This window comes from Psychrobacter sp. AOP7-C1-14, assembly GCF_052376135.1.
GTDB lineage: Bacteria > Pseudomonadota > Gammaproteobacteria > Pseudomonadales > Moraxellaceae > Psychrobacter.
The window spans coordinates 1-13,993 of record NZ_JBQSVH010000017.1 but is presented as its reverse complement, the minus strand read 5'-3'; the positions used below and the strand labels follow the sequence as shown (position 1 = coordinate 13,993).

The following is a 13,993-nucleotide window of genomic DNA, read 5'->3' as shown; positions in this document are numbered from 1 at the left end:
TATGCGTTAAACTACCATTACACCGTTTTATTCTTGCCTCATTAGTAAGCTGATTGCTTATTATCACGTTTTAGCATCACCATCATCTATAAGCCATTGTTTACCCAGTGGCTTTTTTTGCCCCTTTTATTTTTAATCACTTTTTGTATTTAGGTAGCTTTATTATGTCCGCATCTATGCCAGCTTATATGAGCGATCCCACTGACGAACAGCTGAGCGCGCTGAATATGGCGATGGATCACAAGTCGTTTAAAGTGGTTGCTTATGCGGGCGCCGGTAAGACAACGACGCTCAAGCTAATCGGTGAGCGCTTACGTGGACGCGGATTATATCTAGCTTTTAACAAAGCGATTGCCAATGATGCTCGCTCAAAGTTTCCGCCGCATGTAGAGTGCCGTACTTTTCATTCATTAGCTTATCGTCATGTTGCTCGTGATATTACCGCCAAGCTATCATTACCGCGTTTTTCACCTAAGCGCCTCGGTGATGATTTGGGACTACAGCCTGTGCAAGTGCGTCGGCAGATGGATGGGGTTAATAAATACATCACACTGACACCTGCACGATTGTCTCGGTTCGTCAGCGATGCGGTTAGTAACTTTTGTAGTACGCATGCCAGCTATCCTGCGCCAAGGCACATACTGTTCCCAAGTTGGCTCGATGACTCAGATGCAGAGCAATTACGTGAGATGCTCTACCCTGCTGTCGAGCAGCGCTGGCTACAGTCGATTGATGCGCGTCATCCTGCTGGTATTGGCCATGATATTTATCTCAAGCTTTGGGCGTTGTCTAAACCAAGCATTCCAGCGGACTTTATCTTATTTGATGAAGCACAGGATGCTGATCCTTTAATGATGGGTATCTTGACGCAGCAGTCGAGACAAGTCATCTATGTGGGCGATGCACACCAGCAGATTTACGAATGGCGTGGCGCGGTCAATGCCATGAAAAAGCTACCATTGCCGCAAACGTTATTGACGCAGTCTTTCAGGTTCGGTGAGCCGATTGCAGAAGTGGCCAATACTCTACTAAAAGCACTACAAGAAGACGTACCGCTAAAAGGCAATCCAAACAAACAATCTTCTACCGATAAGGGCATGGTACATAGTAAAAAAGATGCTATTTTGTGCCGTACCAATGCGGCTGCCATGTCGCAACTGTTGACAGGATTAAAGCACGGCCATCGCGTGGCGCTACAAGCAGATACTGACCGTATGCTCAAATTCTGCCAAGCAGCAGAAAACTTGAAAAATGGTAAATCGGCTTATGGTGTGCCTGAGCTGGCGTATTTTTATAACTGGGGTGATGTGCAAGAGTACGCCGAAACCAATGAGGGCAGCGACCTAAAAACACTGGTCAAACTGGTCGATGACCATGGGACCAACGTCTTGAGCCAAGCAGTCAATAGTCTGACCAGTATCGAAAACGCTGACTATGTCATCTCCACCGCTCATAAAGCAAAAGGGCTCGAGTGGGGAAAAGTACAGTTAGATGATGACTTTTATTATGATGTGACCACCAACGCCGTCAAGATAAGTCCAGAGGAGCTGCGCTTGCTCTATGTCGCCTGTACGCGGGCGCAAAGCAATTTGGATATTCATAATATTAAAGACTTGATATCAGGATTACAGACGGGCAAAAAAGTGATTTTTGGCAATACTTAACTACCTTTCATTTCTGTCAGTCTCAAGCTTTACTCTATCTTTCTTATAATGGCCCTTTAGCAGTGAATCACCAGCATGAATAATAGCCAGCAACTTCAAGAACGTCAAAACACTATTAACCAACTATTTGCGGCTCCTGTGCGTTTGCTCGCACCCATGGAGGGCTTGACCGATCCATTAATGCGCCAAATCTTAACCCAAATTGCGTCTGACCTGGGTCGACCTTATGATTGGTCAGTGAGTGAGTTTATTCGTATCACTCAGCATGTACTACCTGCGCATGTGTTTTACAAATATGTGCCTGAGCTACATCACGATGCCAAAACGGCCTCTGGTACACCGATTCATGTACAGATTTTGGGTAGCGAAGCACAGCTTATGGCAGAAAACGCCGCGTATGCTTGTAAGCTTGGCGCGCCTGCTATCGACATCAATTTCGGATGTCCGGCGAAAACAGTAAATAGCCATCGCGGTGGTTCCGTATTGTTAGATGAACCTGAAACCATGTATCAAATTATCAGTGCCGTACGTCAAGCCGTTCCCGCCCATATACCAGTATCAGCTAAGATTCGTCTGGGCTATACCGATACTAGCCGAATGGATGATATTCGCGGCGCAATTAACGATAGCGGCGCCGATTGGCTAACCATTCATGCACGCACTAAGACTCAGGGCTATAAGCCGCCTGCCTATTGGGACAAAATCCAAAGTTTTAATGCGCTCGATATTCCAGTCATTGCCAACGGTGAGATATGGAATGTAGAGCACGCACAGAACTGTATGACGCAAGCAGGTACGCAGCATTTAATGTTAGGTCGCGGCGCAGTGACTCGCCCTGATTTAGTGGCACAAGTTGGCAACCGCATTGAAAGCAATGCTGACAATGTAGAGAATACGGCTACATTGCTATGGAAGGATTTGATTGCGCATCAGATTAAATTTTTAGAAGGTGTGGCAAAGAATGATGTGGTGTTAGTCGGCCGCTATAAGCAATGGCTAGGTATGCTCACCAAAGGCTATGTTGAGGCGCAAACCGTGTGGGAAAGTATCAAACGAGAGAAAAATAAAGCGGTGATTATGAGCGCATTACAAGCAAGCGTACGAGATTAGTCACCTGCTTGTATTTGAACATTTTGGTAGTTACAGGTATTTTTACTAGACGCTGACTCGTATTGCTAAATAAAATAGCATCAGACAACAAGCCATTGACAATCCCCATAAGATAGAGCGGAAAATTGCCAAATTAGTAATATACGCCACACAAAAACCAATGCGTATCATCACATACAGCCACGCCAATACGTTGATAATCGATTGCGGTACAAAGAGCAGCATAGCAACTATTACTGCTGCCAAAAACACTGGCAAAGTTTCATAACTGTTCTGCTGTGCAGCATTAGCACGTGCCGCCATTCCTGTCGCATTTTGAAAAAATTCGCGAGGATGTGCATTATTTCTGATTTTAAAGCCACCAGATACTTTTGCAACGATTGACACCATCCATGGCAGTAGACTTGCTACCACCATGGCTAAAATGGCAGATGCCACTTTATCAGTTACCAACTCAAAGAATGCACTTATCATTATATAAGTCCCTACCCTGCAACCACTTCAAAATCATGGGTGATATTGACCCCACCTGCTACTAACATACGGCTGGCAGAACAGTATTTCTCTGCTGATAAATGGATGGCTTTTTCAACTTGTTTTTCTTTGACTTCTTGACCAGTCACAATGAAATGCATATGGATATCGGTATAGACCGCTGGTACGGTTTCAGCACGCTGGGCGGTTAGCTCACAACGTACATCTGTCACTGCTTGGCGTGATTTTTGTAAAATCTCTACGACATCATAACTGGCGCAACCACCTAACCCTAGCAAAATCAGCTCCATTGGGCTTGAGCCTTTTTCTTTATCAGCATCGATTTGTACATTATGTCCTGATGGTGACACACCCATAAAGGCTTTGTTCTCTTGCCATACGACGCTTGCTTTTGATTCCGACATTGTAGATGTTCCTCGTTTTAAATGGCGTATTGCCTATTATTATTGTGTGAATGATATATTGCCCAGCTAGTGTAGCATAAGCCAAAGCAAGATTTTATAGGCGCATTGTTTTGCTGCTCGCTTACCGATGACGAGTATGTTTTAACTATTTACCACATAACGAGAGATTGCACTCCGATAGTTTACTAAGTAACCGTATATTCATATGCCTGTCCCTATCCATCTATACGTGCATAAAAACCCCAATTAAAAACCTACAAAAGTTCGTTTGTAAATAGTTGATTTTAAAAGGTAAAACTCGTGAAACATTTTATAGCAAAATACTGTTACACATTTTGCTTGTTTCTTGGTTTAATAACGGTAATGAATCTTGTTTTGAACAGATATCGATAACAATCACCTTATAATAACTACGATTGCTGTCACGGTTTCAAATCAGAACAAGCTATTTTAGACAAATTAAAAAGGTTTAGTCATGATAGATGCAGACGGCTTTCGCGCCAATGTCGGCATCATCTTGGCAAATACACAAGGGCAGGTTCTGTGGGCAAAACGTATTGGTCACAACGCTTGGCAATTTCCGCAGGGTGGTATCGACCGCGGGGAGACGCCAATGGATGCGATGTATCGCGAGCTCTGGGAAGAGGTCGGCTTACATCCGCGTCACGTAGACTTACTGGCAGTCACGCAAGACTGGTTGCGCTATCGTTTGCCAAAACGTTATGTACGTCATGGCCAGCACCCCTTATGTATTGGGCAAAAACAAAAATGGTTTTTGCTACGCTTAGATGAGCCAAATACTCAACATATTCGCTTCGATGAAGGGAAACCTGAATTTGACCATTGGCAGTGGGTCAGCTACTGGTATCCACTTGGACAAGTGATTCACTTTAAACGAGGGGTCTATCGTCGCGCTTTACAAGAATTAGTACGCGAACTTCCCCTAAAGCAAGAGCTGATCCTTCCTGAGCAAGATAACCATTTGCTTATGTAATGAGTCACTCAATAGCACAATGCAAAACACCCATGATAATAGCTAGAATGTTAGCAATTACCGTGGGTGTTTTTTTATGGTTTACTAATGGTCATTTTCAGTGATTATTGAACTCACGGCTAATAATACTAGCGGCACAACTTGCACCCGTACCTTTCTCTTTGCGCAATGTCAAAATACTTTGAGTGCGGGTACCATAAGTAGGTTTGCTGGTTTCAGTAACGCCAAAAGCGACGGGTTCAATATAAACAGATGACAGCATTTGCTCTACCTCAACTGCTACGCCAGTCATAGGCAGCTTATCCTCTGGTGCTTTGGTATTATCTAACAAGACGTTAAAAGCCGCCTCTTGCCAGTACGCAGGGGAACTATCCTCCGCAATCAGTGGGAGCACTTCTTGGCGTAGTCGTCCGCGTAAACGCTCTGTCTTAAACCAGCTGTCCTCTGGTTGTCCATTAGAAATAACATGCAGACCTGTATATAGTGGCGTGGGTGCATGACCACGATTATTGACGATCACAGCTTGCGCAGCGTCACCAATGATCAGATTAAAACCCGCATAACCTTGCAAATCAATCTGCCGTGCGAAATCCATCGGGCTTAAATCCCCTGTTAAAAACTCGGTGACCAGTGCTCCACGTGAGCGCTCGTCACTACTTGCCTGCACACCATCACGAAAATTTAATACCGAAGCCCAACGGCCATTTTGGTGATGATACTCTAGCTCCTGAGCTGGTGAGGATTGCTGATGAATACCTAACCACGTGCCACCACTTTGTTTATCACGTCCAGCATAAATAGGTTGATCAGCCCATTGATGTAACGGCTCAGTTGGGCGCTGCAAAAACTCATCACGGTTCGACAGTAGCACCAGTGGTAGATCATCAAATAATTGCCAAGCAATAGCAACAATACACATAGCTTTCCTTTTATAATCATTTTCGTTATGCGGGTCATTCTTAATAGAGGCAAGGATATTACTTCTGACTTCTCTTTTTAATAAGATAGTACTAACGGGCAGTACCTATTAATTGCCAGTTAATAACTTATTGGCAGGGTAACTGATTTGGGAAGTCGAACGTATTACTTGTGACTGTTTACTTGGTAAGTCAAACTCCCATGCCACCATACCTTGATTGTCATTCCAATCTTGCTCAGTCACAGGCGGCGTATGCGTTATCGCCACTTTTAGACTGTCATCACGGCTGATAGGCTCACTGCCTAGCACTTGTAAGCTTACGCTACGATTGTGCTGATTGGTAAATTGATAGGACTTGGTGGCTGTCAGTGTTTGCATGCGGTTTATTACACCTTTTTCACCTTGCTTATCTTCATTGGTCAGCTCTTTTACGAGCATATTTGAATCACGACCAAATCCAATCCCTTGTTCTTTTAGTACTTGATAATTGTAACGCGACTGACCCACATAATTATCATCACGGTACAGCTGTAGCGAACCATCAACCCAGTCTGGTGTCAAAAACGGCGCTGATGCATACCAATAGGCGGCTGTCTCGACACTCGGTGTACTGCGAATCCATAACTTACTGTTACCAGATTGCTCTCCAATCACTGTGCGTACCCGTCTCCCGTCACTCGGAATACTAACCAACTGCGGTAAGCTATATTCAATGATGCCATTTTTGTTTTGGCTACTGACCGTGAAATTGGGTAGCGGTGCCATAGGTGCCCCTGCACCTTTACTGTAAGCAGGCTCCGCCATCACAACAGGAGACTCATCCATCATAGATAATTCACGTCTCACTTGAGCATCTTCGCGCTCCTCATATAATGATAGACGCTGTACATACGGCAGCTGCCCAGTCGTCCTTTGATTGGGATTAACAGTACTAAGTGTCAGTGGTACGTTTGTCCAGTTCTCGCCAGTTTGCTGAGCAATAATCACAGAAGCGGTAATATTTAACTGGTCACTGTTTGTGTTTAGGCGAGCTTGATATGCAGGCTCCCAACCTGCGCCTTGCACTTGATAATGCAATTTAACGCTACTCGGTGAGCGGCTTGCTGTACGTACACTCACCTGTGTCACTTTGTTAAAAGTCGATGTCGCGCTGCCTGCCATCAGTTGATTAAGGGCGTCTTGGGCACGCGCTTGGCGCTGTTGAATCTCTAAAATTCTTTGATTAATACTGGTTGCTTGCGTTTCTATGTCGCGTGCACTATTGGCAATTGTGCTATCTGTATTGACTTGCGTGGCTTTAGTCAAATTCTGTAAATAGGCTTTTGCTAACCGTGCTGCTTCTAGCTCAGCATTGATATTGGCTAAGGTATTTTGCTGCGTCTGTACCTTAGCATCACCTTGATACTGACACTGGGCTGCCTGCTCACCTGTCAGCTCTTCGATACTGACTTCCCCAATATTGACATTATCCGTCGCCTGTACGCTTAGACTTTCTTTATCCATATAAGGTGACAAGCACGAAAACACTACCGTTTGCTCACCGCTACCTGTGATAGGCAATGAACGTGTTACGCTCGCCAGCCCCTGATAAATCGTCACTTGCTCGACATTACTGGTCGCCGCTTGTGCCGAAGACAGTCCCAAGACGACACTGCTACCAAGTACAAGTGGCAAGATAGTCAATCCTGTCATTTGGTTAAGTGGCGATAATGCGCGGCCACAGCCTGTTGAGACAGACAAATCCGTTAATTGTGCATTCATATATCATTCCTTAGCAGTAAAATCCATCATGGCAGCCACGCGTTGGCTTAACGCGCAAAATATTAACTATCTTAGAGATATTACCGTAGCTGTTTTACAAGTCTTTGGCAATAAATGCTTTTAGCAGAAAGCACTTTTGATAAGAAACACTTTTAACGATAAACCTCTTCATATGGTAGCTATTCAGTTTCAACAATTTGGTTTTTAACATTGCACCATTTTTTGTTCACCTCCCCTTTATGGTGCAATTTATTGGTGATACTGCACTAAATTAATGAATATATTAATCAAAATTTAATTATTGCTTGATTATTACCCGATTATTGGCTTTTTTAACTTGGCACGGAACTTGAACTCTTAATAAGTGTTTAGGAACAGTATTTTACCTTTTGTATTTATTAGGAGATGTCCATGTTTTCGTTACCAATTTTAGCCAATACTCAAGTAGTAGACCCTCAATCACACGGAAAAATAAAATCACGTTTTTCAGTACTAGCAGTGGCCGTCGTTGGCAGCTTGAGCCTTATTGGGTGTCAAAAACCTGCCGAAACTGCGGCATCGACAGAGACAACCACTGAAGCAAGTACAGAAACAACCACCGAGCCTGCTGCTGATGGCGACACCATCAAAGTCGGCATTCTACATTCGCTGTCTGGCACCATGGCCATCTCTGAAACATCTTTGAAAGATACCGCATTGATGACGATTGATGAAATCAACGCCAATGGTGGCGTGCTCGGCAAGCAGCTAGAACCAGTCGTCGTCGATCCCGCTTCTGATTGGCCATTATTTGCTGAAAAAGCCCGTCAGCTACTGACTCAAGATCAAGTGGATGTCATTTTTGGTGGTTGGACCTCAGTATCACGTAAGTCAGTATTACCAGTAGTCGAAGAGTTAAATGGGCTCATGTTCTATCCAGTGCAGTACGAAGGACAAGAACAGTCAGAAAATATCTTTTACACTGGAGCAGCACCCAACCAGCAAGCTATTCCAGCGGTCGAATACTTGATGAGCGAAGAAGGCGGCAGTGCTGAACGCTTTGTGTTATTAGGTACTGATTACGTCTATCCACGTACGACTAATCAGATTTTAAAAGCATTTTTAAAATCGAAAGGCGTGGCTGATGAAGACATCATGGAAGAGTACACCCCATTTGGCTTTAGTAACTATCAAACCATCGTCTCCAACGTCAAAAAATTCTCAACGGGCAAAAAGACAGCGGTAATATCGACCATCAATGGCGACTCAAACGTTCCGTTCTATCGTGAGCTTGCCAACCAAGGTATTAACGCCTCAGACATTCCAGTGATGGCATTCTCAGTCGGTGAAGAAGAACTACGCGGTATCGATACCAGCTTGTTGCAAGGTCATTTGGCGGCGTGGAACTACTTTATGTCGATCAAAAATCCAACCAATAACGATTTCACTAAACGCTATAAGCAGTATGCGCTAGACCAAAACCTACCCAATGCTGAAAAAGTCGTAACCAATGACCCAATGGAAGCCACTTATGTTGGTATCAATATGTGGAAGCAAGCTGTTGAACAAGCTGGCACTACCGATGTCGACAAAGTGCGTATTAGCATGGCGGGACAGACGTTCGATGCGCCATCAGGCTACACGCTAAAAATGGATGAAGAAAATCATCATCTATGGAAGCCTGTCATGATTGGCCAAATTCGTGCTGATGGACAGTTTGATACGATTTTTAAAACGCCAGAAGTCATCCAAGCACAACCATGGAGCGAGTATATTCCTGAATAAACCGTCCTCTAAGTAAGGTGATACTGAAAAATACATGGATAGTAAGTGGGTAGTAGGCGGATGGATAAGCGACACCAATAAAAACCAAGCGCCTACTTTCCACATTTATTTTCAACACTTACTCTCAATTTTTAAATACCTCCAAACCTTATAAATACTTCTGTCATTTATTCTATTAATCAGTGGAGACTAAGGGTTTGTTGTCTGTGAAAAACAGGGAGCCGCACATGCAGCACTATATTTTACGCCCGTTTGTAGGGCAAACATCGTCTAAAAATGGTAATAGCCCACAAGCATCAGTCAGTGCAATCATACAGTATACGGCCCGTTTTTCAGTTTGTGCACCTCTACGATTACTTGCATTGATGGCATTATGCATAACGACTTTCACCACTACAGCATATGCCGATCATGATGGTCAAATACATGATCACGATACGGATATCGCACATAGTGAGCAATCGTTGGTCTCACCTGAGAGCATCACTGCTTCTACTCAAACCATCACAGATACCTCAACAGCAACTATCAACTCAGGCGATTCAATCACGCAGTTTGTGGCAGGTGATTTTAGTAAGCGTCAAGCCATGCTAAGTGAGTGGCCAGGATCAGTTGAGAGTTTAGATAGTTTGGTGGAGTTCATTGCCAATGATGAGCTGTATCAAGGCAACGGTGGCCAAGCTTACTTACTCAATGCAGATGATCAATTATTTACTTATCCTGACGAGAAGGAAACTTCAGACTGGCCAAGTGATTTATCACAAGTCACACTGACCAATGCATTACGCTCAGCACTCATTTTTGGTCAAGCCAAGGTAAAGCTAGCCTCTGACAAGCCAGCACAGCGTTTACAAGCTGTGAAGATTTTGGCTAACAACATCGATCAAGTCGACCCAGCCATTATCACCACTGCAGCAGCAAATGAAGACAATGCCAATGTGCAAAAGGCATTGACGGCACTACAGGCTCGTATAGATTTTGAAAATGGCGATCTGCCTACTCAGATTGCAGCTGTAAACCTACTCGCAGATAGCGATAGTCCACAAGTATTAGTCGATATTCAGTCCGCCCTTGCCGCGGATAATGTAGATGCCACACTGAAAGCGGCGCTTATCGATGCAGAATCCAGTGTGTCACGCCGTATTGAGGTCAGCACATGGACAGGTCATATTTTCACAGGTATGAGCACCGCCAGTATTTTATTGCTGGCGGCGCTTGGTCTTGCGATTACTTTTGGTTTACTTGGCGTGATTAATATGGCGCACGGTGAGCTAATCATGATTGGTGCTTATACCACCTATATAGTTCAAAACTTATTTCAAGCTTATATGCCAGATATGGCGGGCTGGTATCTACTTGCTGCTATTCCAGCGGCATTTTTAGTCAGCGCCATCATCGGTATGATCATTGAGCGCATTGTCATTCGCCCATTGTATGGGCGTGAGCTAGAGACTTTATTAGCCACCTTTGGTGTGAGCTTAATCCTGATGCAATTGGTACGGATGATTTTTGGTGCTCAGAATGTTGAAGTCAGCAATGTGGCATGGCTCAGCGGCGCATATCAAGTATCATCAAGCCTTGTACTTCCTTACAACCGTATCGCCATTATCGTATTTACGGTCATTGTTGTGGCGCTCTTAGTGTACTTACTCAACAAAACGCGCTTTGGTTTATTTATACGAGCTGTCACCCAAAACCGTCAAATGGCTCGCTCTGTCGGTATTCCCTCTGCACGTATCGATATGATGGCATTTGGTTTGGGCTCTGGGCTCGCTGGTATGGCTGGCTGTGCACTTGCCCAAGTAGGCAATGTAGGTCCTGACCTAGGTCAAACCTATATCATTGATACCTTTTTAGTCGTTGTAGTGGGCGGTGTCGGACAAGTATGGGGTGCTGTACTAGCTGCCTTGGGATTGGGTGTCAGTGGTACGGTGCTTGAGATTGGTATCGGTGCGGTATTGGCAAAGATTGTGTTGTTGGTTCTTGTGATTCTGTTTATTCAGAAACGGCCACAAGGTTTATTTGCACTCAAAGGCCGCTTTGTCGAATAAGGAGACTCCTATGATACTGACCAAATTACTGTCTGATACGCCGCGTAGTGCTGTTTTGATTGGATTGTGTTTTGCCGTACTACTAGTACTACCTTGGCTACATCTTATGCCTGAGACTTCGCCCTTTCACCTCTCAGCCTACTGGATTACTCTCATTGGCAAAATCATGGCACTGGCCATGGTAGCGTTAGCGCTAGATCTCGTCTGGGGCTATGCCGGCATTTTGAGCTTGGGACATGGCCTATACTTTGCCTTGGGCGGCTATGCTTTTGGCATGTACCTCACACGAGAAACAGCAGGCGATGGCTTACCTGACTTTATGCGTTTTTTGAGCTGGACTGAGATGCCATGGTACTGGGCTGGTACGCAGCACTTTTGGTGGGCAGCTGCTCTAGTAGTATTAGTGCCTGGCTTAGTTGCTTTTATTTTTGGTTTCTTTGCCTTTCGTTCCAAAATCAAAGGCGTTTATTTTTCTATTATCACCCAAGCGATGGTCTATGCAGCGGCCTTACTGTTCTTCCGTAATGAGACAGGCTTTGGCGGTAACAACGGTTTCACTGGTTTTACAACGCTTTTAGGCTATGACATTACTGCTGCATCTACCCGTGCGGTGCTATGCTTCGCTACTGCTCTCGCATTATTGGCATCCTATATTGGTTTGCGTTATTTGATGAATAAGCCTTATGGTCGTGTGCTGGGCGCGATTCGTGATAGCGAAAACCGCTTGCAGTATTTAGGTTATCGTACGTTGTGGTACAAGCTATCTGCTTGGGTATTGTCCGCTGTCATTGCTGGTATCGCAGGTGCGCTATACGTGCCGCAAGTAGGGATTATTAATCCAAGTGAAATGAACCCTGTGAACTCAATTGAAATAGCCGTTTGGGTAGCGACTGGTGGTAGAGGAAGTTTGATTGGCGCGATATTAGGTACTGGTGTAGTCAATGCTGTAAAAACTTACTTTACGGTTGCCTATCCTGAATTTTGGCTGTTGATACTGGGCGGATTATTCGTCGTCGTTACGTTATTTTTGCCCAATGGCATTATGGGCTTGTTCGATCGCTTCAAAAAGGAGAAACAGTGATGCTAAGTGATAAACCATCAACGACCGAACAGCTTATCAATGAGTATGGGCGCAATCATGGCGGTACTGGTCGCACCCATCCAAAACCATCAGGCGTAGACTTTAGCCATGGTATTGCATTGTATTTAGAGGACTTAAGTGTTTGGTTCGATTCGTTTCGAGCACTTAATAATTTATCACTGTATATCGAAGAAGGTGAGCTACGCTGTATTATCGGACCAAATGGCGCAGGTAAAACCACGCTAATGGATGTCATCACTGGTAAAACCCGTCCTACTGAAGGCAGCGTATTTTTTGGTCAAACCCATAATCTTGCCAGCTTATCTACTGAACAGATCGCTGAAGCAGGCATCGGGCGTAAATTCCAAAAACCGACTGTCTTTGAAAACTTTACGGTGATGGATAACTTACTACTTGCCGCGCCGAAAGATAAACGTGTGGTCAGAAGCTTGTTTAACAAACTCAATGCCGATACTCGCGACACACTCGATGCTACCCTTGAGCAAATTCGCTTAACGGACAAAATCAACAAGCCCGCTGGACTACTCTCTCACGGTCAAAAACAATGGTTAGAAATTGGCATGCTACTGATGCAAAGTCCAAAACTGATTTTGCTTGATGAGCCTGTGGCAGGTATGACTGACGCGGAAACTGAGCATACTGCCGAGCTGTGTCTACGCCTAAAAAAGAACCATACCTTAGTAGTGGTCGAGCATGATATGACCTTTATTGATGCCATCAGTGAAAAAGTCACAGTATTGGCACAGGGAGCAATATTGGCTGAGGGTACGTTGGCCGAAGTGCAAGCAAACGAGGCCGTGATTGAGTCCTACTTAGGTCGATAATTGTCGTAGTACTGCTATCGATATTCAAGCAATTTATTCAATTAATAATAAAGCCAATGAACGACGACTTCCTTCAATACATTAGAAAAGTTGAGCGTTTAGGAGACAGCCATGTTGCAAGTTAACAATATCAATCAATATTACGGCGGCAGTCATATTTTGCGAGACGTCTCACTTACAGCACCCATCGGCGAATGCAGTGTGGTACTTGGACGTAATGGTGTGGGAAAAACCACCCTACTTAAATGCCTAATGGGTATCCTACCCATCAAATCAGGGCAAATTTTGCTCAATGACAAAGACATCAGTAAAATGTCGCCAGAGCAACGCGTCCGCTCAGGTTTGGCTTATGTACCACAAGGTCGCGATATTTTTTCGACACTGACCGTAGAAGAAAACATCTTAATCGGCATGGCAAAATTCTCACGTAGCAAGTCAAAACAAGTACCTAAGCATTTGTATGAGATTTTTCCGGTACTCGATGAGATGAAACATCGCCGCGGTGGTGACCTATCGGGCGGTCAGCAGCAGCAACTGGCCATCGCGCGCGCGCTAGCATCTGAGCCAACGGTGCTGATTTTGGATGAGCCCACTGAAGGCATCCAGCCATCTATCATTAAAGATATTGGCCGAGTGCTACGAGACTTAGCTGACAAAGGTGACATGGCAATTGTACTGGTTGAGCAGTTTTATGAGTTTGCAGAAGAGCTGGCTGACAATTACACCGTGCTATCACGTGGCAAGGTAGTGTCACAAGGCACAGGCGACACAATGGTCGAAAACAAAGTACAGGATCTAGTCGCCATTTAGTGATATTTGCTCATAACGGCCTTGTAATGATTAGAGCGTGTCTTTATTTTAAAAATGATAATAAAAAAGAGATAACGCTCTATATCTCGGGGAGC

General features: G+C 44.5%; 12 protein-coding genes. 8 read left to right on the top strand and 4 right to left on the bottom strand.

The features are described from left to right. The first annotated feature begins 164 nt into the window (after positions 1-164). Complete coding sequence (locus tag ACT3QN_RS10790; protein WP_057761950.1) at positions 165-1,664, top strand: UvrD-helicase domain-containing protein; 1,500 nt, start codon at positions 165-167, stop codon at positions 1,662-1,664. A gap of 75 nt (positions 1,665-1,739) precedes the next feature. Beyond that, on the top strand, positions 1,740-2,774 hold the full coding sequence (locus ACT3QN_RS10785; RefSeq protein WP_444523380.1) for a tRNA dihydrouridine synthase: 1,035 nt from the start codon (positions 1,740-1,742) through the stop codon (positions 2,772-2,774). A 45-nt stretch (positions 2,775-2,819) separates the two neighbouring features. On the opposite strand, the gene ACT3QN_RS10780 is transcribed toward ACT3QN_RS10785, so the two are convergent. Beyond that, the gene (locus ACT3QN_RS10780; RefSeq protein WP_444523379.1) at positions 2,820-3,248 is read right to left on the bottom strand and encodes an MAPEG family protein; all 429 of its coding nucleotides are present in this window, start codon (positions 3,246-3,248) and stop codon (positions 2,820-2,822) included. An 11-nt stretch (positions 3,249-3,259) separates the two neighbouring features. Then, positions 3,260-3,673: an OsmC family protein gene (locus tag ACT3QN_RS10775; protein ID WP_444523378.1), complete on the bottom strand. Its 414-nt coding sequence runs from the start codon at positions 3,671-3,673 to the stop codon at positions 3,260-3,262. A gap of 475 nt (positions 3,674-4,148) precedes the next feature. Between ACT3QN_RS10775 and ACT3QN_RS10770 the strand changes: the two genes are divergently transcribed. Then, positions 4,149-4,667, top strand: coding sequence for an RNA pyrophosphohydrolase (locus ACT3QN_RS10770; RefSeq protein ID WP_444521590.1), 519 nt, complete (start codon positions 4,149-4,151; stop codon positions 4,665-4,667). Positions 4,668-4,764: 97 nt separating this feature from the next. Here ACT3QN_RS10770 and ACT3QN_RS10765 read toward each other — a convergent pair whose 3' ends face one another. Beyond that, positions 4,765-5,586 (bottom strand): NRDE family protein, encoded by an 822-nt coding sequence (locus ACT3QN_RS10765; protein WP_444523377.1) that lies wholly within the window; start codon positions 5,584-5,586, stop codon positions 4,765-4,767. Between the two features lie 108 nt (positions 5,587-5,694). Then, a complete protein-coding gene (locus tag ACT3QN_RS10760) occupies positions 5,695-7,347 on the bottom strand; it encodes a DUF4139 domain-containing protein (protein ID WP_444523376.1) in 1,653 nt (550 codons plus the stop codon). A 411-nt stretch (positions 7,348-7,758) separates the two neighbouring features. Between ACT3QN_RS10760 and urtA the strand changes: the two genes are divergently transcribed. The 5 genes from urtA to urtE all read left to right on the top strand — a co-directional run bounded on the left by urtA (position 7,759) and on the right by urtE (position 13,898). Beyond that, positions 7,759-9,111: an urea ABC transporter substrate-binding protein gene (gene urtA, locus ACT3QN_RS10755; protein ID WP_444523375.1), complete on the top strand. Its 1,353-nt coding sequence runs from the start codon at positions 7,759-7,761 to the stop codon at positions 9,109-9,111. A gap of 227 nt (positions 9,112-9,338) precedes the next feature. Further along, positions 9,339-11,162, top strand: coding sequence for an urea ABC transporter permease subunit UrtB (gene urtB / locus ACT3QN_RS10750; RefSeq protein WP_444523374.1), 1,824 nt, complete (start codon positions 9,339-9,341; stop codon positions 11,160-11,162). A gap of 10 nt (positions 11,163-11,172) precedes the next feature. Beyond that, positions 11,173-12,243, top strand: a complete 1,071-nt coding sequence (gene urtC / locus ACT3QN_RS10745) for an urea ABC transporter permease subunit UrtC (protein WP_444523373.1) — start codon at positions 11,173-11,175, stop codon at positions 12,241-12,243. Then, complete coding sequence (urtD, locus tag ACT3QN_RS10740; protein WP_444523372.1) at positions 12,243-13,088, top strand: urea ABC transporter ATP-binding protein UrtD; 846 nt, start codon at positions 12,243-12,245, stop codon at positions 13,086-13,088. The genes urtC and urtD overlap by 1 nt, the downstream gene beginning before the upstream one ends. Positions 13,089-13,199: 111 nt before the next feature. Next, positions 13,200-13,898, top strand: a complete 699-nt coding sequence (gene urtE, locus ACT3QN_RS10735) for an urea ABC transporter ATP-binding subunit UrtE (RefSeq protein ID WP_444523371.1) — start codon at positions 13,200-13,202, stop codon at positions 13,896-13,898. Positions 13,899-13,993 lie beyond the last annotated feature (95 nt).

Excerpts from the sequence above, each read along its gene's own strand:
- ACT3QN_RS10760 (WP_444523376.1), bottom strand. The coding sequence starts at position 7,347 with ATGAATGCACAATTAACGGATTTGTCTGTCTCAACAGGCTGTGGCCGC.
- ACT3QN_RS10780 (WP_444523379.1), bottom strand. The coding sequence starts at position 3,248 with ATGATAAGTGCATTCTTTGAGTTGGTAACTGATAAAGTGGCATCTGCC.
- ACT3QN_RS10770 (WP_444521590.1), top strand. The coding sequence starts at position 4,149 with ATGATAGATGCAGACGGCTTTCGCGCCAATGTCGGCATCATCTTGGCA.
- ACT3QN_RS10765 (WP_444523377.1), bottom strand. The coding sequence starts at position 5,586 with ATGTGTATTGTTGCTATTGCTTGGCAATTATTTGATGATCTACCACTG.
- urtC (WP_444523373.1), top strand. The coding sequence starts at position 11,173 with ATGATACTGACCAAATTACTGTCTGATACGCCGCGTAGTGCTGTTTTG.
- ACT3QN_RS10785 (WP_444523380.1), top strand. The coding sequence starts at position 1,740 with ATGAATAATAGCCAGCAACTTCAAGAACGTCAAAACACTATTAACCAA.
- urtE (WP_444523371.1), top strand. The coding sequence starts at position 13,200 with ATGTTGCAAGTTAACAATATCAATCAATATTACGGCGGCAGTCATATT.
- urtB (WP_444523374.1), top strand. The coding sequence starts at position 9,339 with ATGCAGCACTATATTTTACGCCCGTTTGTAGGGCAAACATCGTCTAAA.
- urtA (WP_444523375.1), top strand. The coding sequence starts at position 7,759 with ATGTTTTCGTTACCAATTTTAGCCAATACTCAAGTAGTAGACCCTCAA.
- ACT3QN_RS10775 (WP_444523378.1), bottom strand. The coding sequence starts at position 3,673 with ATGTCGGAATCAAAAGCAAGCGTCGTATGGCAAGAGAACAAAGCCTTT.
- urtD (WP_444523372.1), top strand. The coding sequence starts at position 12,243 with ATGCTAAGTGATAAACCATCAACGACCGAACAGCTTATCAATGAGTAT.
- ACT3QN_RS10790 (WP_057761950.1), top strand. The coding sequence starts at position 165 with ATGTCCGCATCTATGCCAGCTTATATGAGCGATCCCACTGACGAACAG.